The following is a 20,627-nucleotide window of genomic DNA, read 5'->3' on the forward strand; positions in this document are numbered from 1 at the left end:
TTTCACTCCTAAAACAAATTGGGTAACCCATTATCTTATATGCTGAAATTATGCTGAAATCTAGTGGTCAGACCACAGCGGCCTGTTTTCAATATAACATAACTATTAAAGTTGTAAAACAGTTATTCTTTCTTGTAAACCACATTCCCTTTTCCCACCAAGTCAAATAATGCCTGCATCAGTCTATCTGTAGGATTGACCCAATCCCAATAAGATAGCTGTACATAGCGGTTTTCCCTCTCGTAAAAAAGCATGACCTTGGTTTCACCGCTATGCTGCATTAAAATTTTTTTTATTTTTTGCAGTGTATCCTTCGTTTGCCTGCCAGCCTCAATTTTCAGGAATATCGTTCCGTTTTTTTCCTCTTTCATCTGCTTCACTTTTTCAAGCGGGTATACGCTCCGGATCAGCAGCTGTGTTTTTCCATCCCGCTCTTCCAATGTCCCTTGCAGCATAACGAGTTGTCCATGATTCAAGTCGGCAGAGTGGTTTTTATAAACATTTGGAAAAACGACCGCTTCAATATCCCCCTCTTCATCACTGACGCTCAAGAAAGCCATCACATCGCCCTTTTTTGTCCTTATGGTTTTAACCGACGTAATGTAAGCGCCAAGTAAGACTTTCGATTCCTTTTTATTAATAGCTTCATCTATAGTCAAACAGCCGAAGTGCTGAAAAAGTTCTCTGTAGCTTGTCACAGGATGATTCGATAGATAAAGCCCCAATGCGCTTTTTTCCAACGAGAGTTTGTCCTCGATTGGGATAGGATCGACCCGGTGGTATTTCGGTTTGAGTGAAAACTCGCCATCCGAAAACATATCGAATAGGTCATCATCCGGATTAACCAATTCCGTATGATTGATCGCTACGTCCAAGCTCGCCAACAATGTTGCCCGGTCTTCACCGAATTCATCAAATGCACCTGAATGGACAAGCGCCTCCAACACTTTTCTATTTACGATTTTCCCCGAAACGCGCAAACAGAAATCGAATAAATCTGCGAACTTCTTCTGACGCCTTGCAGCGAAGATATCTTTTAGGACCGTCCCGCCTATCCCTTTTATGGCTCCAAGGCTATAACGGATCCCTTCCTTTTCCGGTAAAAACGGGTAACCGCTCCGGTTAATCGAGGGAGGCAGAACCGCTATCCCTTTCTTTTTTGCTTCTCGGATATATTGCGAAATCTTTTCATCATTCCCGACAACCGATGTCAAAAGTGCTGCCATGAAATATTCCGGATAGTGGGTTTTCAAGTAACCCAGCTGATAAGCGATGAAGCTATACGCCACCGCATGACTTCGGTTGAATCCATAGTTAGCGAAGCGGACAATCAAGGAATAAATCTCATCTGCCGTTTTTTCGGAGTATCCTTGTTTCAATGCGCCGCTCACGAAATGCTGCCGCTCTTGATCCAGAACATCCTTCTTCTTCTTCGAAACGGCACGTCGGAGCAGGTCAGCCTCCCCTAATGAAAACCCGGCTAAACGGGAGGCGATTTGCATGATTTGTTCTTGATATACGATGACCCCATATGTAGGCTCGAGGATATCCTTCAAATCCTCGTGAAGGTAATCAATCGAAGCAAGTCCATGTTTTCGCTCGATGAACAGCGGTATATTTTCCATCGGACCTGGACGATATAGGGCATTGACCGCAACGATATCCTCGAATCGGTTCGGTTTCAGCTTGATCAAAACCTTTCGGATGCCATCCGATTCAAATTGGAACACCCCGGTTGTTTCGCCTCTGCCTAAAGTGGCCAGCGTCTCGGGATCATCCATCGGAATATGGGACAAGTCGAGCTTTTTCCCTGTTCCTTTTTTAATGTTATTTAAAATATTATCGATGAGCGTTAAATTGCGGAGTCCAAGAAAATCCATTTTAAGAAGTCCCAGTTCTTCGAGAAGGTCCATTGGATATTGAGTCAGGTGGATGCCGTCATGCCCTCCCTGAATCGGGATATGCCCGGTCAGTGCCTGGTCACTGATGACGACGCCGGCGGCATGTGTCGAAGCATGGCGAGGCAGCCCTTCAAGCAATAACGCGGTTTGAAATAGTTTTTGATTCAGGTCACTCTCATTAACGAAATCCCTAAGCCTTTTCGATTCCTTGAAAGCCTCGGGAAGCGTGATGCCCAGACGGCCTGGAATCATTTTCGATACCGCTTCCTGTTCCTTTGAATTCAGGCCGAAAACACGTCCTGTATCCCTTAACGCAGCCTTGGCAGCCAATGTCCCGAATGTAATGATCTGTGCTACATGAAGTTCCCCGTATTTCTTCGCGACATAGGCAATCACTTCTTCACGGCGGTTATCCGGAAAGTCAATGTCGATATCCGGCATCGAGACACGTTCCGGATTCAGGAAACGCTCGAACAGCAAGGAATGTTCGATTGGATCGACATCCGTGATCGATAGCACATAAGCGACCATCGATCCTGCGGCCGACCCCCTTCCTGGACCAGTCAGGATTTGGTGGTCCTTAGCGAATTTCATGAAGTCCCAAACGATTAAAAAGTAATCGCTGAATTTCATCTTGGTGATGATATCCAATTCATATCTTAGTCGCTCTTCATATTGAATGGATGGCTCCGGCACTCTTTTCTTCAGCCCTTGGAAGCAGATGGCTTCGAGCATTTCTTCGGCTGTGGCTCCATCTTCAGTAGGGTACTTAGGAAGAAGTGAACGATGAAATGGAATTTCCAGATTGCATTGCGCGGCAATATGCAGTGTATTTTCGAGTGCATCCGGTCTGTCATGGAATAGTTCTGCCATCTGAGACCGGCTTTTCAAATAAAATTGATCGGATTCAAGAACCGTATGCGTCTCATCCGCCAGCTTGTCGCCATTTCCGATTGCCAATAAGACTTCATGAGCGAGAGCATCGCTTTCGTTCAAATAATAAACTGGATTTGTCGCGACAATCTTTATCTCTAAATCTCTCGCCAACTGACTTATGGCTTCGTTACTTTTTTCCTCATCCGCAATCGACAGTCTCTGTATGGATACATAAAAGTTATCATGACCAAAAATTTGCAGAAATCGCCCTGCTGCCTGTTTGGCTTCTTCAGGGTTTTCTTCTCTCAATAGCGTTTCTATTTGCCCCTCTGCACCTGGTGTGACTGCAATCAAACCCCCGGAATAGGCTTTAAGCCAATTCATTGGAATGCCTGACGGGGATTTCGTTTTTATGGCACTGCTTATTTTAAGCAGGTTTTGATATCCTTGCAGACTCTTTGCCAATAAAAGAAGTCCATGTGGCGATTCCCGTTCATCAAGGACATCCGCAAGTATGCCGATGATCGGCTTTATGCCCTGCTTCTTGCATTCTTTATAAAAATAGACCGAACCGTACATAACATTTCGATCGGTTAAGGCAAGACTTGTACAGCCATCCGCTTTCGCTTTGGCCACAAGTTCAGTGATCTTCACCGTACTTGTCAGCAGGCTGTATCCGCTCTGAATATGGAGATGAGTATACACGTTTTTTTCTCCCACCTTTGTAAGGCATGTTTCTTTTCATTATAGTGTTTATTTCAAAAAAAGAAAATATGTTCTCATTACCAATGCAATTTAACCTCCTGATTTCCGGCGACTATCATAATACCTCTGAACATCCCATATAAATGGAATAGAAGAATATCAAGCAAAAAAGGATGATGATACATGAATGAAGCCTTTGTTCCAGCCTTCCTCAACAGCTTTTTCATATCGCTTGGCGTATTGCTTGGCGGCTCGATAATCGGGGGCCTCGCCGCTTTTTTTACTGGACAAGCCCCGATGACGACTGTATTCCGGCTGTCGGACAGCCTTCGTATTTGGGCGATTGTCGCTGCGATCGGGGGAACTTTTGATATGGTCTATAATTTTGAACGCGGTATTTTCCACGGGGAAACGAAGGATATAGTCAAGCAGGTCCTATTGATACTCTCTGCACTTGGAGGGGCACAGACAGGAGCACTGATCATCAACTGGTTCACGCAGGAGCATATTTCACCATGAGGATTCCTCCCTATCACCGGACTCCCACCTGGCAGCGTTTTTTTGCCGGGGCCGCACTTGGCGGATTGATTAGCTGGGTGCTTTTCTTTTATATGCATGGCGTCCAGCAGGAGAAGCAGATCCGGTCCCTTCACGAACAAAGAGAAGAAATCAAGGATTTAAACGGGAAAATCGCAATTTGGGAGCAGGATTATAAAAAATTGAACGAGAAAAACGAGGAAATCCTGACGATTCAGGAAGTGGAAGTAACGATCACGAATGAAAAATACAGTCTGGATCAGTTGAGTATTGCAGAAGCGGAGGATGTGATTGAGGACGACCTATCCTCTCTTCTCGCCAAAGATGTCGCCAGTGTCTATGACGGTAAGGTGCTGTTGAAAAAATCGATAGAAAATAAGATCATGACCATCAATAAAAAGCGCTATCGACTTGAAGTCGTTGAAATCATGTTTTATACGAAGATGAATATAGAAATCAAACTAAAGAGGACTACTTCTTAAGGATGGGTGAATATCCACCGAATTTAAAAGACCAAATCATTTGTGATTTGGTCTTTTAGTTTTTATCATTCCGCTTTATTCAACTCTTCCATGTCGGCAAGGATATTATCCACTTCATCCCAAGAATAGATCGAAGCCCCTGCTGCAAACGGGTGGCCTCCGCCGTTATATTTACGGGCAATCGTATTGATGACCGGTCCTTTAGAACGGAAACGAACCCTGATTTCTTGATCCTCTTCAATGAAAAAGACCCATGACTTAACATTTTTAATCGAACCCAGCGAGGAAACGAGCTGCGATGCCTCAGATGTGGAAGCATTGAATTTTTCAAGTATATCTTTCGTGATGATCATTTTCCCCGTTCCATATGGAAGGATTTCAAAATGCTGCAGCACATATCCATTCAACCGGACTATGCTATCCTCGACGTCATACATCTCCTGATATAACTGCGGGCGGGAGAACGAATAGTGAATCAATTCACTGGCATAGGCAAATGTCTTTTCAGTCGTGCTTTGGAATAGGAAACGACCTGTATCGCCAACAATGCCTGCATATAGAAGGCGTGCCGCTTCATCACTCATCTTCAAGCCTTGCTCTTTACCGAACTGGTAAAACTCGTAAATCATTTCACTTGTGGAACTTGCCGATGTATCGACCCAACGCATATCCCCATATGGATCTTCATTAGGATGATGATCGATTTTAATCAGTTTATCCCCCGTCGTGTAACGTGCATCACAAATCCGGTCCGTATTTGCGGTATCACAAACGATGACCAAGGCACCTTGATATGTTTCATCCGAAATCACATCGAGCCTTCTTAAATAATTCAATGACGGTTCCTCTTTCCCGACCGTATAAATTCGCTTTTCGGGGAAAGATGCTTTCAGGATTTCCGCCAATCCCCCCTGTGAACCATAAGCGTCCGGGTCTGGACGGACATGACGATGGAGAATGATAGTATCATAACGCTTTATATCTGCTAATATTTCAGCTTTCATATTGATCTCCCCTTAACATATGTATTATCGAGCCTTATAAAGATGATATATTTCATTTAATCAAAAAATTGCGGAAATAGGAAGTCTCATCTTGTTTACTGTGGCATTCTCTTTCATTTCCCGCTACAATAAAAAGGTACATATGTTAAATTGGGGGAATTTCAAACGATGCCTATTCTTGTCACCTTGATCGTTCTTTCACTGGGGGTCTATCTGTTTTATAAAATCAAATCGGTCCGAACCAGAATGCCGATGGAGAAAAAGTGGATTTCAGGGAAGTCTTCCATTGCCCTCGGTGCGTTTGTCGCACTATTCGGAATCAATCAGCTTTTTCTATTCCACACGACCATCACTTATATCATTGCCGCCGTTTTCATCTTCGTTGGCTTATTCAGTATTTGGGGCGGCTATAAAATGTATAAATTTTATTTGCCGCATGCAATCGAAGAAGCTGCAAATCAAAAAGGATAATCGAATTTCGATTATCCTTTTTATTTTTCATGATCGGTCCAGCAATTGACAAGTCAACATCGCCTTGCCGACAAGTTTGCCTTGGTTAAACACCTCGACATCGACTTTTCCGAATTTACGTCCTACATCAAGGACACGCGGATGGATTTCAAGCGTACTGTCGATCTGGACTGGCTTGATGAAGTAGATCGTCATGTTTTCCACGACCAAGTCACCGCGCTTATAGCTTCTAAGTGCTCGATTTGCCGAGTCGGTGACCAATGTCGTGAACACACCGCTTGAAATGGTACCAAGGTAATTGGTCATCTGCGGGGTGACTCCATAGTTATACACTTCCTCGCCCTTGCCGCGATTCGAAGTCATCACAAGCTGGCTGGTGATCGTATCGTCGATCGTTTCGCCGACCTGAGGCTGCCTTTGACTCATTTGCAATGCCTTCAGCACATCCTGCCTGCTCACGATACCCTTTAGGATATGACTGTCATTCACGACCGGGATTAACTCGATCCCTTCCCAAACCATCATATGTGCAGAAGATGCCACACTCATTTTATCGCCTACGGTCATCGGGTTTTTCGTCATCACCTTATCGATGAGCGTCATCTCTTCCTGTCCGATGATATCTTTTGATGTGACCATTCCTTGAACCTTCATATTGTCATCGACAACAGGGAAACGGCTATGCCCCGATTCCTGATTCAGTTCATGCCAGGTCTGAACCCGGTCACCCACGGTCAAAAAGGTCGTTTCCTGTACGGGTGTCAAAATATCCTCCACCAGCAAGATTTCCTTTTTGATCAATTGGTCATAAATCGCCCGATTGATCATCGTTGCGACGGTAAATGTATCGTAACTCGTTGAGATGACTGGCATCTCCAATTCATCGGCTAACCTTTTAACGGGCTCTTCGGTATCGAATCCCCCGGTGATCAGCACCGCTGCACCCGCTTTTAACGCGTGCTCATGGGCCTGTGTACGGTTCCCGACGATCAGCAGGTTTCCTGCGCCTGTATATCTCATCATGGCATCCAGCTTCATCGCCCCGATGACGAATTTATTTAATGTCTTATGAAGTCCCGTTTTCCCTCCAAGAACTTGTCCGTCAACAATATTGACTACCTCTGCAAAAGTGAGCTTTTCAATATTCTCTTTTTTCTTTTTCTCAATGCGGATCGTGCCTACCCGCTCAATCGAGCTCACGTAGCCCTGGTTCTCCGCCTCTTTAATTGCCCGGTATGCCGTACCTTCACTAACATTCAATGCTTTCGCAATTTGACGGACGGAAATCTTCTCGCCAACAGGGAGCCCATCGATATGTTTCAATATTTGTTCATGCTTTGTAGCCAAGCGCTTCACCCTTTTCACGGTATTCCTATTCTCCATTATAAGGTCAAAGAGCCCAGTTTATCAAACAACTACTAGTATTGGCGCAACCTTTTGTATTCCGGCTGGCGCTTTACCTTTTGTTTCTTAGGAGAATATAGTATGCCCGTCAAGTTTCCAGCTACCGCCAACAATGCAAACAACAGCCAGGAGCCGGCAAACAGACCCTCCAGACCGCCACTTTCCAACGACAAGCGCGGCACGGCATAATACAACATCACACCGCATAAAAGCAAACACAGTAATAACCTCTGTTTCATCCAATCCCCCCTTTTTTTTCATCTATTCATTTTATGCCTGCGAAAGGAAAAAAGACTTGGCTGCTGAGCGAGAGTTTACTTTCAGATAGATTCACTTTGCATGGATTCTTTTTTCATAAAAGAGGGGTGAATTTACTCGATATACATAAGGAGGAGTTTTGTTAAACATTTCCATTCAATAATAGTTGCTTTGAGCGCCCTAACTATAGCTGGATGTTCCGAAGCAGGTACTAAAGTGGCAGTCAATGGAGAGGAAAATGATTCTAAACAGACAGATAATAAAGAAGTGTCAGAAATAAAAATGAAGTTTAGAAAAGAAACTCACTGTACGAGGTAGTTTGCAAGGAAAACAGGAAGCAGTAGTATTGGTAAAACACCAATCATCACTTGGTCCACAGCGGTGCAGACAAACGCACCAACAACCACGACTTTCCCATGCATTAGATTTTGGAAACTGGACGCTATCCCGATAATGAGATATACGGAAGTGTATATGTAAAATAATGATCTTGACTTATTTTCCTAAAGTTCTCCTTTTCTAATAAAAAACAAAAAGTCTTTAGTAAAGGCGAATATAAATTGTTAAGTCTTAATGGAGAAAGAAACAGTCAACTTACAAACCTTCCAAAACTGAGGGAAATTGGGTTTCTCTCTTAGTATTAATGCAGAGTTGATTGGAGCGGGTGTGCGAGACTCCTGCGGGAATGCGAGTCCAGGGAGACCCCGCAGGAGTCTCCCCGACCGCCCGCGGAAAGCGAGTGCCTGCAGTGGAAAGAAACGGTCAAATTTTACAAACCTAAAAAAAACTGTCGACACACTCCATTATCATCGAGCCTATCTATAGTCTGACGGAAGCCCCTGCAGGCTCCCGCTCCTTTTAAAAGTCTATTTCATCCCCGGCTTCCATGATCAGTCCATTTTCCTCTTCAAGCAGGTCGAGGAATTTTTCAGGATCCTGTTTGATGACAGGGAAAGTATTGTAATGAATCGGCACGACTTGTTTGGCTTGAAGGAATTTCGCTGCAAGTGCTGCATCTTCCGGGCCCATGGTGTAATTGTCGCCGATAGGCAAGAATGCCAAGTCAATCGGATGTCGTTCCCCGATCAGTTTCATATCCGAAAATACCGCTGTATCCCCTGCATGATAGATCGTTTTCCCTTCTATCGTAAGCAATATTCCAGCAGGCATTCCTAAATAAATGATTTGCCCCTCTCCATTATTGAATCCCGTTCCATGGAAAGCTGGCGTCAGTTTCACTTTTCCAAAGTCGAACTCGAAAGCTCCGCCGATGCTCATCCCGTGGGTCCTGACCCCTTGATCACCCAGGTAATCGGCAATCTCTGCAATGCCGATGACAAGCGCATCATGCCTTTTGGCCAATTCAACCGTATCACCGACGTGGTCATTATGGCCATGTGTTAAGATGATCACATCCGGTTTCACATCTTCCACCTTCAAATCGGTCAATTCGTTTCCAGTAATGAATGGATCGATTAAAATCGTTTTACCATTCGTTTCGACTTTTACAACTGCATGTCCATGAAAAGATACTTTCATTTTTGATGCTCCCTTCCCATACCAACAATTTTTTTATGTAGCTTTCTTAGGTCTTTCCCATTTACTATACTTTTAAATATTGCTAAGGTAATTATATCTTATTAATGGAGGTACCGTCATGAATGAACGTTTGAAAGAACTACAAACTTGGCTACAGGCGAATGAGGCTGAAGCCGCTTTACTTACATCTACAGAGAGCATCTTCTATTTGAGCGGGTTTTTTAGTGATCCTCATGAAAGACTGCTGGCACTTGCCATTTTTGCAAATGCTGAGCCTTTCCTTGTCTGCCCGCAGATGGAAGTTCCGGATGCTAAACAAGCTGGATGGGATGGAGATATCATCGGTTACACCGACATTGAAAACCCTTGGGAAAAAGTTAAGCAGGCAGTCAAGGATCGCGGTTTAACCATTCATACAATGGCCATTGAAAAAGAGCATATGAATGTGGAACGTTATGAAAAGGTCCAACAACACTTCGGAGCACCGAAGCTTGTTTCCGCAGAAGAAAAACTTCAAAAGATGCGAATGATCAAATCGGAAGATGAAATGGTCAAAATCCGTGAAGCATGCCGCCTTGCCGACTTTGCGATTGAAGTGGGTGTCAGCGAAATTCATGAAGGTAAAACGGAAATGGAAATCCTTGCAGCGATTGAATACGAATTGAAAAAGGCCGGAGTGAGCCAAATGTCTTTCTCCACCATGGTCCTGACTGGTAAAAATGGCGCTTCCCCGCATGGCACACCTGGGAATACGAAGGTTCAGCGCGGCGACCTTGTCCTCTTTGACCTTGGCGTCGTTCATGAAGGGTACTGCTCTGACATTACTAGAACGGTTGCTTACGGAGATATCAATGATAAACAGGCAGAAATATATGAAACCGTACGTAGAGCACAAGAAGCTGCCGTTGCAGCCAGTAAACCTGGTGTATCCTGTTCCGAGATAGACTTGACGGCCAGAAACATCATCAGGGATAAAGGATACGGTGAATTCTTCCCGCACAGGCTCGGCCACGGACTTGGGATCAGTGTCCATGAGTATCCATCCTTGACTGAAACGAATTCACTCGAACTTCAATCCGGAATGGTTTATACCATCGAACCTGGCATATATGTTCCAAATGTTGCAGGTGTCAGGATTGAAGATGATCTATTGATCACCGATGCCGGCTGTGAGGTTTTGACCAAATTCCCGAAGAGCCTGCAAATCATAAAGTGATAATGCATGAACCATTTAATATAACGAAATCCAAATACCCCCGCCTTCATTTAAGGCGGGGGTATTTATCCAACATATCAACTAATCGGTCCGCAGTTCATACTTCATTGCTTTATCACTGCCGTCAAACCAAATGACCAGCCATTCACTATCTATTCTTATGATTCCCCTCTCGTCACCGAGATAATAAACAACATGATCTTCCTCTTTAAAATATTCCGTTTCTGTTGGAGACCCTAAAAGCGTGAACACTTCATCTTTTGTCATGCCTATCAATTCATGTTCATTGATTAAGTCATCTACCAGGTAGACTCTTCCTTCAACATCATTTAACCATCTTTCAGTGGTGAACCTTGATTCAGATTCATTTACCCCTAACATAACCACACAAAAAACCAGAAGGGCAAAGCCAAGGCTTGATATGACTATAAATCTAATTTTGGGTTTCCTTTTATTATGCTTATTGGTATATTTCCATGAAATCCTTTGAAAAAATAGTAATAGAATAAATGGAAGCAGCAGTGCTGATATACTCATTAAATTGATCGTAGCATGTACAAAATTGATGTAAGAAATAAAAATGTAATAGATCAAAGCATACAAAAGCACGTATAAATATAATGCATAGTTTACTATTTTTGAAACACTCAAAGAAAAAAACTCCCCTCTCACATTAGAGGTTACCATAAATAAACAAATAAGGTAAAAAGAATAGAGATTCGTCATGCAATGATTCATCACATCATAATAAGGTTGGAATCATACAATTTCCAGATTATTGGCATAAACATTCGCTAATTTGTTACAATTGAAATCAGATCCATAAGGTAAATCATTGTATAATAGGAATGAAATAGAAGGAGGAGATTCACTTGAATAGTATAGATTATAAAAATATTCTTGTAGCAGTGGACGGCTCGGAAGAAGCAGAGTGGGCCTTAAAAAAGGCCATCTACTTAGCAAAACTCAGTGATGCTACCCTTGTGCTCACACACATCGTGGATACAAGGAATTTCCCTACTGTCGAAGCTTATGATATGACTATCCGTGATCACTCTGAAACCTTTGCCAATGAGCTATTGGACAAGTATAAAACGGAAGCCATTGCCTCCGGGATTACAAAGGTCCAAACAGAAGTTGCCTATGGTTCTCCTAAAGTTCAAATTCCAAGGGATTTAGCGAAAAAGCATTCGATCGATTTAATTGTCTGCGGTGCAACAGGCCTTAATGCAGTCGAACGTTTCCTTATCGGCAGCGTGTCGGAAGGCATCGTTCGCCATTCAAACTGTGATGTAATGGTCGTGCGTACGAATCAATAAGAGAAAATGATAAAAAGCTCGTTCGCCAAATTGGTGAACGAGCTTTTTCCTGTTATTCACTTACCAGTTTTTCCGCTTTTTCAATCGCTAGCAGGACTTGGGCAAAACCTGTACCGCCCGCACTGTTACGGCGTTTAACTGCCTCATAAGGATTTAATGCATCATAAATATCCTGATCAAACAACTCGGAAGCTTCCTGGAATTGTTCAATGCTCAGGTCGACTAAATAGCAGCCATTCTGGACACAGAACAATACGAGCTTCCCGACCACTTCGTGCGCCTCACGGAAAGGCATTCCCTTTGAAGCCAGGTAATCAGCTAATTCCGTCGCATTCGAGAAGTCATTTTTTGTTGCTTTTTCCATTACGTCCGTTTTCACTTTCATCGTTGAAATCATGCCGGCAAATATTTTAAGTGAACCAACAATGGTCTTAACCGTATCAAAAACGCCTTCTTTATCTTCTTGCATATCTTTGTTATAAGCAAGCGGCAGTCCTTTCAAAACAGTCAATAACCCCGTTAGGTTCCCATAAACCCGTCCTGTTTTACCACGGATCAATTCCGCCATATCAGGGTTTTTCTTTTGCGGCATGATGCTGCTTCCAGTGGAAAACGCATCATCCAATTCAATGAATTGGAATTCCTGGCTTGACCAGAGAATGATTTCTTCGCTGAAACGGGATAAATGCATCATCATTGTCGCGCTGTTGCTCATGAATTCAATGGCAAAATCACGATCACTTACCGCATCAAGGCTGTTTTCGTATATTCCCTCAAACCCCAATAGCTCCGCACTGAGGGCACGGTCAATCGGGAAAGTCGTCCCAGCTAATGCCCCAGCACCCAATGGAGAAATGTTGATTCTTTTGAAACTCTCGGTGAAGCGCTGCTTGTCACGCTCAAGCATCCAAAAATAGGCCATTAAATGGTGGGCAAACGAAATGGGCTGTGCACGCTGTAAATGTGTATAACCTGGAATCAGTGTTTCCACATTTTTCTTGGATTGTCCCAAAATCGCTATTTGCAAATCATTGATGAGTTCCAGAATCACTTTCGTTTGGTTCCGCATATACAGATGAAGGTCGGTTGCAACTTGGTCATTACGGCTTCTTCCTGTATGAAGCTTTCCGCCAACTGGACCGATTTCGCTTATTAGCATACTTTCCAGGTTGAGGTGGATATCTTCCATCTCAACCTTAAAAGTCAATTCACCCTTCTCAGCTTTTTCCTGTAAACTTTTCAGACCCGCAATGATCTGATCCGCATCTTCTTCAGGTAAAATGCTGCATTGCTTTAACATGGTTACATGAGCTAAACTGCCTTGAATATCTTCAAGGACAAGTTCCTGGTCAAAGGAAATGGAAGCTCCGAACTCATCTACCCATTCTTCGGCAGATTTCGTAAATCTTCCTCCCCAAAGCTTGCTGCTCACACTGTCACCTTCTTGCTATTGACCATGCTGTTCACTTTCGTTGGAAGTCCCCATAGCTTAATGAATCCAACTGCTGCATCATGATCGAATTCGTCCGCTTTTGTATAGGTAGCCAATTTTTCGTCATATAGGGAGTACTCGGATTTTCTTCCTTCAACAATCGCATGACCTTTGAATAGTTTCACACGTACCGTACCCGTTACATTCACTTGTGTTTCTTTCAGGAATGCAGCCAAAGCTTTTTGAAGCGGAGAGAACCAAAGTCCCTCATAAATCAATTCAGTCATTTTCTTCTCGATCACCGGTTTGAAGTGAGCCAGTTCTTTAACAAGCGTAATATCTTCAAGTTCTTTGTGGGCAGCTATCAATGTCATCGCACCAGGAGCTTCATAGACTTCACGTGATTTGATCCCTACTAATCTATTTTCAACGTGATCGATACGTCCAACTCCGTGTTTGCCGGCAATTTGATTCAACTCGACGATCAGGTCAGCCAATTTATAGTTTTTATCATTCAATGTAACCGGCACACCTTGTTCAAAACCAATTTCAATGATATCGGCAGTATCTGGCGTACATTCAAGGCTTGTAGTCAAATCATAGGCCTCTTCCGGCGGAGCTGCCCAAGGATCTTCCAGGATTCCGCATTCGTTACTTCTTCCCCAAAGGTTTTGGTCAATCGAGAACGGGCTCGCCATGCCAATCGGAACGGGAATGCCATTTTTCGCTGCATATTCAATCTCCTCTTCACGAGACCATTTCCAGTCACGAACAGGTGCAAGAACTTGCAAATTAGGGTTCAATGCGGAGATTGATACTTCGAAACGCACTTGGTCATTTCCTTTTCCCGTACAACCGTGCGCAACGGCAACCGCGTTTTCCGCTTCAGCCACTTCCACTAATTTCTTCGCGATCAGCGGACGTGATAAAGCTGATACCAATGGATATTTCCCTTCATACAAAGTATGTGCCTGAAGAGCCGTCAATGCGAATTCATCAGCGAATTCGTCCTTCGCATCAATGACATAGGAACTTACCGCACCAACAGTGATCGCTTTTTCCTTAATGAAATCCAAATCTTTTCCTTCTCCGACATCCAAGCAGCATGCCACAACTTCGTACCCTTGATCTTGTAACCATTTAATTGCAACGGAAGTATCCAAACCTCCGGAATATGCTAAAACAACTTTTTGATTTTCCATTTCCATCGTCCTTTCGTGTGAATAAAAATTCATCGTTTGTTATTTTTATTCATTCTATGATTAGTACTTTATCATCTTTATTAATGAAATACAAGGGGTATTTTAAAGATTTCGCTAAATAATCCCCTATTATTTTCAGGGAATTTACACATTGGATGCTTCCGCGAGAATATAGTAAACTAGGAGTATGATAAATCGAAAAGCGGAGGGCATATGAGAGAACTATTTATCTATGATGAAAGGCTCGGCATCTCCATTCCTGATTTGAATTTGGAGTGGGATGAATATACAAAAGGCGAGCAGCAGCAAATACTCGTACATTGGGAGAATATCAGGGGAAGCATTCCGGACCGCATCAAGGAACTGGAATCCACGATAAACCGAAAGCAGTTTCGGCTCTCCGATGAGAGTAATTTCGCCAAATCATGCCATCTCAATTCCGAAATTGCGGAACTTGCTTCCATCATCAATGATTTATGGCTTTGGTATCGTGCCAATCAAGCCGTGACGGAAAAGATGCATAATTAAGGCCTATTCCATGCAAAAAAAGCCACAGTTTAAAACTGTGGCTTTTTTTGCATCCCTCTTATAAATCCTTGCGAAGTTCACCGACGACATGTCCCAATTCCGGAAGAATCAATTTATTCATTGCAAGCCGAACCGCCCCTGATGAGCCTGGGGTGGAAAAAACCGCTTTGTTGTTCACGACTCCGGCAATTGCCCTGGATAGAATGGCAGCCGTCCCGATGTCCTCTTGATAGCTGAGCATACGGAATATCTCGCCAAAACCGGGTATTTCCTTGGTCATCAATTCTTTGACCGCCTCGATCGTTACATCCCTTTTGGCGATGCCAGTGCCCCCATTTGTTAATATGACATCAACCATGCTGCTTTGACTGCCAAAAGTGACCGCATCCTGAATCGCCTTCCGCTCATCCTTAACGATTACATATTCCGTCACTTCATGACCACTCGATTTCAATAATTCCTTCATCAGTGCCCCGCTTTTATCCGTTACTTCATCGCGCGTATCGCTGACGGTTATCACCATGCAGCGAACTGCCTCCGTGACGGCTTTTTTATGATTCTTGACACTCATTCTCCATCAGCCTTCTTTTCCAGTAAATAACGATATTGATAGAACTTCTGGGCAAATTCACTGACATTCCGGGTCATTTGATAATTGGATCCAGCCCCGATGGCCATGCTGATGAACGGTATGCCCCGAACCAGTTTTTTGCGGAAAACGGCAATGGATAATGCTTTCAACAGCTGTTTGAGCGGCTGTTCCATCCATGTAGGGTTTGTCAATTCTTCGATTCCTAAATAAAAATAGTCATCTTCTGCTGTCTGTACCTCACGGATCAATTCTTCCCAGGCTATTCCTTGGAGCCTCTTTGGCATCGCTCCTGCATTGAATACCTTAAGGGCCAGCATCATTTCAAACGGTGTATTCACCTCGACACCATAAGACATCGCAATCAGCTGTACGATCCTGACATTGATGACGGTCATGGCCGGAATATCGCTCCCCAGCAAAAGCAGGCCTCCTGATCCGCTCATCCCGCCTTGTGCAAAAGAATATAAGCGATGCTTAGCAATATGCTGATTGGCTATGTAATTCAACTGGTCGATCGATAAGTGATTCAAATCACTCAACGTTTCGATTTCTTCATTAAACACGCGCGCAGATGCTAAAATCCGCTCTCTTGCATCTATTTGAACTTGTGAGCTCTGAACCATGGCATGCAAATGAAAAAGCCAAGTATCAAGCTTTTCAAAAAACTGTTGTTGTACGTTTTCCGGTAGCAGGGCAAACCCCTGCTCCAACCATTTATCATACAATGCAGCAAGATCCGTTGGCTCATATTGATAGAGTTTTTCCTGCCATTCACTAATTTCATTCCAAACTTTCATTTCCCGGTTCGTGAATTCCATGCATCAAGCCTCCTATGTACAGAATTGGTGGATTCTCCCTTAAGTATACCATAGAAAGATGCATTTCTGAGAATGGATGATGGCGATCCAGCGTTCAAGGGTATGGATTGCCAGTATATAAAATCAATGAGAAGTCGAATTCCGCTGGTGAAAATTGATAAACTTCATTCACTGGAAAGACCCCCTTACCAAAGAGATAAGGAGATCATTATAAAAAAAACAGGAAGTCATGCTTTCCAGGTTTCTTTCAAAGCTATTTTCACGGTATCCCTGACAATCATGATTTCTTCATTGGTTGGGATGACCATGACTTTGACAGGGGAATAAGGTGTATTGATGAACGCTTCCTTACCCTTGGTATGATTGAGATCCTTATCCCAATATACCCCCATGAATTCAAGTCCCTCCAAGATACGCCCTCTAATCTTTTGACTGTTTTCACCGATGCCCGCTGTAAAAATGATGCCGTCCACACCTCCCATTTTAGCTGAATAGGAGCCAATGTACTTGTGAATCCGATCTGCAAATACTTTAAGTGCGAGTTCAGCCCGCTCATTTCCTTTATCCGCTTCAACTTGAATATCGCGCAGGTCGCTGGAAAATCCGGAAAGGGCTAGCATGCCGCTTTCCTTATTCAGGACATCCAGCACTTCATCTGCAGTTTTTCCCGTCTTCTCCATGATATAAGGAATCAGTGCAGGGTCGATGTTCCCTGACCGCGTTCCCATGGTAACACCGGCCAAGGGAGTAAACCCCATTGATGTATCAATCGATTTGCCTCCCTTTATGGCCGTAATGCTTGCACCATTCCCTAAATGGCAGGATATCAATCGAAGCTGTTCAATTGGGCGGCCAATCATTTCGGCAGCACGCTGCGATACATATTTATGTGAAGTACCATGAAACCCATACTTCCTAATTCCGTACTTTTCATAATATTCAAGAGGTAAGCTGTACAAATAGGAACCTCCTGCCATCGTTTGATGGAAGGCCGTATCGAATACCGCAACCGCTGGCACATCATCAAGTATTCGCCTGAAGGCTTGGATTCCGGTGATATTGGCTGGATTATGAAGGGGCGCCAACTCGGAAAGCTTTTCGATTTCCTCTATTACATCCTCCGTGATCAAGACCGAGTCACTGAATACCTCGCCGCCATGCACCACCCGATGCCCTACGCCATCTATCTCTTCAAAGGAGTCAATGATGCGATGGTCAATGAGCTTTTTCAATAAAAGCCCTACAGCCACTTCATGATTGGGTATATCCACCGTTTCAGAAACATTTTCGCCTTCGACGCTTAAAGTGAATGCGGAATTTTTCAAGCCGATTCTTTCTACAATACCTTTTGTAATTACTTTTTCACTAGGCATCTCAAAAAGCTGAAACTTCAATGAAGAGCTGCCCGCATTAATAGCCATGACTTTTGACATCGCTCCTGCTCCTTTACTCTAAGTTAGTTCTTCCATGTTCATCTCAATGAAACGTGCAGTGTATAGTACAATCTTATCATGGCATGCGATTACAACCAAATGATAACGAAGAATTGCAATAATCATTCCTTCAAAAAAAAAATGAAAGCCAATGCCTGCGGCATCAGCTTTCATTGATTATTTTTCCTCTTTAAACCAATCATCCATCTGTTGCATGACAGACCTTGTCGCTTCGAAATCCGACAACTTCGGAAGTTGTACAAGCAATGCCTTCTTCGGAGCTTCGATCCCCTCTTTTTTCTTTTGAAGGATCAGGATGCTTTTGGCAGCCGATTCATTCTTGAACATGGAAAGCGGCAGTTGCACCATCCCTTGGATATGTGTATGCTTCTTCAAGAAATCATTGAGTTTCGGAGCTTCCTCCGAGACGAACAGGTTATTCGGGACAATGAAGAATAGGTGTCCGCCATCCTTCGCGTGTTTAACACCTTGTTCAATAAACAAATGATGTGCATACGAATGTCCCTTGTCGGCCTTCAATTCATATTCAGCTGCACGCACATCATTCGGGTAATAACCAATCGGCAAATCACTGACAACAACATCTGAAGGATCGATGAAAAGTGGCTCCAAGCTGTCCTGATTGAAAAATTCCAGTGGATGTTCTTGCAGGTTGGCACCAGCATAAGCAAGCCTGATCAAGGTTTCATCAATCTCGACACCATATGAAGCGATGTTCTTATCAGTAAGTTGATTCATGATCGCAAATAGTAAGTTCCCCGTCCCAATGGCTGGATCGAGCATGACTATCTCTTTTTGGTCCTTGGTGAATTTACCTACTAAATAGCTGACGAACATGCCGACTGCATCAGGAGTCATATGATGATTCGGCTGAACACTCTGCTGCATGCCTTTTAAAATGGCAAGCTGATACGCTTTGCGGATTGCTTCCTTCTCATATTTCTCTGGTGAAAAATCTGCATAATGCTTCGCTAACCTTTTCTTCGATACTTCACTGATTTCATCCTGCAGGACTTTCCCTTGGAAGAAATTCTCGCCCGTTTCGCCCAAGGCATCCAGATACGTACATGATAGTTCACTTTGCAATATTTGAGCTGTTTCATCAAATTCATAAAATAATTGTTCAACTGGGGTAGACTTCACTTATTAATTCCTCCTGTTTGCTTCTGTCCCTATTTTAAAGGTAAGAAGAAAGAGATACAAGCAGTACGTCCTGCTCATCATTCTTCGATTATTTAACTTACCGTTTTCCGTTTGATAAGGAATCTCTCGCGCCCACTCCCTTGTAAAATTTGGACGTTGATTTTCACTTCAGGCACTCGCTTTCTGCGGGGGCTCCCTGGACACGCTTTTCCCGCAGGAGTCTCGTTCCTTACGTTCCATTCAACTTTGTTTTGAAATTCAGATAGAAAACCTTTTGTCTAACAAGTGGCTAGGACTGGTCACACCCCGAACCATGAAATGTTATTGGGGGACTTGATTTCCGCTCCAGGCACTCGCTTTCCACGTGTTCTGCCCTCGGCCTTCGCCTGCGGGGTCTCCCCTGGACACGCTTTTCCCGCAGGAGTCTCGTACCTTACGTTCCATTCAACTTTGTTTTGAAATTCAGATAGAAAACCTTTTGTCTAAAACGGGTTGTTTTGTTGCCCTGTAATTTTTTATTACTTGGATAGGCTCAATGAAGGCCCAAACAGAATACCATGCATGAGGTGGTGATTATATATGGATAATCAATATCAAAACTATCATGGGCAGGTTAATCCGATAAATCAGCAACATGATATTCAGTCAACAGATGAATTTAACAGGCAACAGCAGGGGTTTCAACAAGGTTTTCGTCAAGGATTTCGTCAAGGGTATCGACAAGGATATCGAGAAGGTTTTCGAGCAGGGCAACAAGCGGGGTTTTTCCCAGGACCAAGACAAATGCCATCGTGGCCTAATGAAATTGACATAAGAGTTGGAACACCTAATGGTCAGGAATGGTCTGGCAAGGTTGTTTTACCACAAAATGGTCCGACTTTCGAGCCTTAACTGAATCCAGATATAATAAATGATACCCTTCAATTGAAATGAAATGTATCGATCGACACAACTTTCCAATGAACATTAAATCCTAAAAAGGACCTGTCCACTTCAACGACAAGGTGTTTATCAACAAGAAAATCAACATTATAACAAAAAACCGGGCACATTGTGCCCGGTTTCTTAAATTCGCATCTTATTTTGCCGCTTTCGCCGCTTCGATTGCACCTTCGTAATTTGGATGGTTCGTACCTTCACTCACATATTCTACATATGTGATTTCATCAGAGCTGTTCACAACGAATACAGAGCGAGCCAATAGACGAAGTTCTTGCATGACGACACCATATGCTTCACCGAATGAAAGGTCACGGTGATCGGAAAGAACTTGAACATTGTCCAAGCCGCTGGCAGCACACCAGCGTTTTTGCGCGAAAGGAAGGTCGTTACTGATTGTCAGTACTTTCACATTATCCAATTTTGCCGCTTCTTCGTTGAATTTACGTGTTTGTGCATCACATACGCCTGTATCCACGGATGGAACAACGCTGATAATGCGGACAGAACCTTTGGAGTCGCTTAAAGTAACCGGTGATAAGTCATTAGCCAATACTGTAAAATCAGGTGCTTTGTCCCCAACTTTTAGTTCTTGTCCCACTAAAGTGATCGGGTTGTTCTTAAATGTAACTGAAGCCATTAATAATTCCTCCCTTTTCTGCTATATGTACAAGCATAATAATATTTGTTTTGCCGGAATTTTGCAATTAATTGAATCAGGAAATGTGAATGATGCATGCACAAGTTCGCCATCCGAGCTTTTTTCGGTGCAAAGGAAGAACTGCAGCAAAAAAGAAAAACTCGGCG

At 43.4% G+C, this 20,627-nt stretch carries 21 protein-coding genes; 7 read left to right on the top strand and 14 right to left on the bottom strand.

Annotated features, from left to right (window positions below):
• Positions 1 to 122: 122 nt before the first annotated feature.
• Positions 123 to 3,482, bottom strand: coding sequence for a DNA polymerase III subunit alpha (gene dnaE, locus AC0VX1_RS19135; protein ID WP_475468389.1), 3,360 nt, complete (start codon positions 3,480 to 3,482; stop codon positions 123 to 125).
• Between the two features lie 183 nt (positions 3,483 to 3,665).
• On the opposite strand from dnaE, the gene ytrH reads away from it, so the two are divergent.
• Entirely contained in the window at positions 3,666 to 4,001 is a 336-nt protein-coding gene (gene ytrH / locus AC0VX1_RS19140) for a sporulation membrane protein YtrH (RefSeq protein ID WP_034309135.1), read from the top strand.
• Positions 3,998 to 4,501 (top strand): sporulation membrane protein YtrI, encoded by a 504-nt coding sequence (gene ytrI, locus AC0VX1_RS19145; RefSeq protein ID WP_413010418.1) that lies wholly within the window; start codon positions 3,998 to 4,000, stop codon positions 4,499 to 4,501. Before ytrH ends, ytrI begins: the two co-directional genes overlap by 4 nt.
• A gap of 65 nt (positions 4,502 to 4,566) precedes the next feature.
• On the opposite strand, the gene AC0VX1_RS19150 is transcribed toward ytrI, so the two are convergent.
• Complete coding sequence (locus AC0VX1_RS19150) at positions 4,567 to 5,505, bottom strand: DHH family phosphoesterase (RefSeq protein ID WP_413010417.1); 939 nt, start codon at positions 5,503 to 5,505, stop codon at positions 4,567 to 4,569.
• Positions 5,506 to 5,673: 168 nt separating this feature from the next.
• Between AC0VX1_RS19150 and AC0VX1_RS19155 the strand changes: the two genes are divergently transcribed.
• Positions 5,674 to 5,976, top strand: a complete 303-nt coding sequence (locus AC0VX1_RS19155) for a YtpI family protein (protein WP_034309143.1) — start codon at positions 5,674 to 5,676, stop codon at positions 5,974 to 5,976.
• Between the two features lie 27 nt (positions 5,977 to 6,003).
• On the opposite strand, the gene AC0VX1_RS19160 is transcribed toward AC0VX1_RS19155, so the two are convergent.
• From AC0VX1_RS19160 to AC0VX1_RS19170, 3 genes are all read right to left on the bottom strand, one after another.
• Positions 6,004 to 7,323, bottom strand: coding sequence for a DRTGG domain-containing protein (locus AC0VX1_RS19160; RefSeq protein WP_034311452.1), 1,320 nt, complete (start codon positions 7,321 to 7,323; stop codon positions 6,004 to 6,006).
• 71 nt (positions 7,324 to 7,394) lie between these two features.
• Positions 7,395 to 7,619, bottom strand: a complete 225-nt coding sequence (locus tag AC0VX1_RS19165; RefSeq protein ID WP_034309145.1) for a hypothetical protein — start codon at positions 7,617 to 7,619, stop codon at positions 7,395 to 7,397.
• A gap of 877 nt (positions 7,620 to 8,496) precedes the next feature.
• The gene (locus tag AC0VX1_RS19170) at positions 8,497 to 9,177 is read right to left on the bottom strand and encodes a metal-dependent hydrolase (RefSeq protein ID WP_048681095.1); all 681 of its coding nucleotides are present in this window, start codon (positions 9,175 to 9,177) and stop codon (positions 8,497 to 8,499) included.
• A gap of 118 nt (positions 9,178 to 9,295) precedes the next feature.
• Between AC0VX1_RS19170 and AC0VX1_RS19175 the strand changes: the two genes are divergently transcribed.
• Positions 9,296 to 10,393: a M24 family metallopeptidase gene (locus tag AC0VX1_RS19175; protein ID WP_048681093.1), complete on the top strand. Its 1,098-nt coding sequence runs from the start codon at positions 9,296 to 9,298 to the stop codon at positions 10,391 to 10,393.
• An 81-nt stretch (positions 10,394 to 10,474) separates the two neighbouring features.
• Here the strand turns inward: AC0VX1_RS19175 and bamE are convergent, their stop codons facing one another.
• Positions 10,475 to 11,044: an outer membrane protein assembly factor BamE domain-containing protein gene (gene bamE / locus AC0VX1_RS19180; protein ID WP_475468394.1), complete on the bottom strand. Its 570-nt coding sequence runs from the start codon at positions 11,042 to 11,044 to the stop codon at positions 10,475 to 10,477.
• Positions 11,045 to 11,274: 230 nt separating this feature from the next.
• Here bamE and AC0VX1_RS19185 point away from each other — a divergent pair, with 230 nt between their 5' ends.
• Complete coding sequence (locus AC0VX1_RS19185) at positions 11,275 to 11,712, top strand: universal stress protein (RefSeq protein ID WP_034311454.1); 438 nt, start codon at positions 11,275 to 11,277, stop codon at positions 11,710 to 11,712.
• 52 nt (positions 11,713 to 11,764) lie between these two features.
• Here AC0VX1_RS19185 and argH read toward each other — a convergent pair whose 3' ends face one another.
• On the bottom strand, positions 11,765 to 13,144 hold the full coding sequence (argH, locus tag AC0VX1_RS19190) for an argininosuccinate lyase (RefSeq protein ID WP_034309155.1): 1,380 nt from the start codon (positions 13,142 to 13,144) through the stop codon (positions 11,765 to 11,767).
• Entirely contained in the window at positions 13,141 to 14,346 is a 1,206-nt protein-coding gene (locus AC0VX1_RS19195; RefSeq protein WP_034309158.1) for an argininosuccinate synthase, read from the bottom strand. Before AC0VX1_RS19195 ends, argH begins: the two co-directional genes overlap by 4 nt.
• A gap of 213 nt (positions 14,347 to 14,559) precedes the next feature.
• Between AC0VX1_RS19195 and AC0VX1_RS19200 the strand changes: the two genes are divergently transcribed.
• On the top strand, positions 14,560 to 14,874 hold the full coding sequence (locus tag AC0VX1_RS19200) for a hypothetical protein (RefSeq protein ID WP_475468397.1): 315 nt from the start codon (positions 14,560 to 14,562) through the stop codon (positions 14,872 to 14,874).
• Between the two features lie 58 nt (positions 14,875 to 14,932).
• Here the strand turns inward: AC0VX1_RS19200 and AC0VX1_RS19205 are convergent, their stop codons facing one another.
• The 5 genes from AC0VX1_RS19205 to AC0VX1_RS19225 all read right to left on the bottom strand — a co-directional run bounded on the left by AC0VX1_RS19205 (position 14,933) and on the right by AC0VX1_RS19225 (position 18,881).
• Complete coding sequence (locus AC0VX1_RS19205; protein WP_413021331.1) at positions 14,933 to 15,445, bottom strand: MogA/MoaB family molybdenum cofactor biosynthesis protein; 513 nt, start codon at positions 15,443 to 15,445, stop codon at positions 14,933 to 14,935.
• Positions 15,442 to 16,284, bottom strand: a complete 843-nt coding sequence (locus AC0VX1_RS19210) for an EcsC family protein (RefSeq protein ID WP_048681081.1) — start codon at positions 16,282 to 16,284, stop codon at positions 15,442 to 15,444. Before AC0VX1_RS19210 ends, AC0VX1_RS19205 begins: the two co-directional genes overlap by 4 nt.
• Positions 16,285 to 16,511: 227 nt before the next feature.
• Positions 16,512 to 17,717, bottom strand: coding sequence for an acetate kinase (locus AC0VX1_RS19215; RefSeq protein ID WP_475468399.1), 1,206 nt, complete (start codon positions 17,715 to 17,717; stop codon positions 16,512 to 16,514).
• Positions 17,718 to 17,735: 18 nt separating this feature from the next.
• Positions 17,736 to 17,891 carry a hypothetical protein gene (locus AC0VX1_RS19220; RefSeq protein ID WP_328110278.1) on the bottom strand — a complete coding sequence of 52 codons (156 nt, stop codon included), beginning with the start codon at positions 17,889 to 17,891 and terminating at the stop codon, positions 17,736 to 17,738.
• Between the two features lie 3 nt (positions 17,892 to 17,894).
• Positions 17,895 to 18,881, bottom strand: a complete 987-nt coding sequence (locus AC0VX1_RS19225; protein ID WP_034309170.1) for a class I SAM-dependent methyltransferase — start codon at positions 18,879 to 18,881, stop codon at positions 17,895 to 17,897.
• 579 nt (positions 18,882 to 19,460) lie between these two features.
• On the opposite strand from AC0VX1_RS19225, the gene AC0VX1_RS19230 reads away from it, so the two are divergent.
• Entirely contained in the window at positions 19,461 to 19,772 is a 312-nt protein-coding gene (locus tag AC0VX1_RS19230; RefSeq protein ID WP_098184794.1) for a hypothetical protein, read from the top strand.
• Between the two features lie 187 nt (positions 19,773 to 19,959).
• Here the strand turns inward: AC0VX1_RS19230 and tpx are convergent, their stop codons facing one another.
• Positions 19,960 to 20,460, bottom strand: coding sequence for a thiol peroxidase (gene tpx, locus AC0VX1_RS19235; protein WP_034309176.1), 501 nt, complete (start codon positions 20,458 to 20,460; stop codon positions 19,960 to 19,962).
• Between the last annotated feature and the right edge of the window lie 167 nt (positions 20,461 to 20,627).

The sequence above is a fragment of the Peribacillus sp. QJM3NY_7 genome (genome assembly GCF_056173225.1).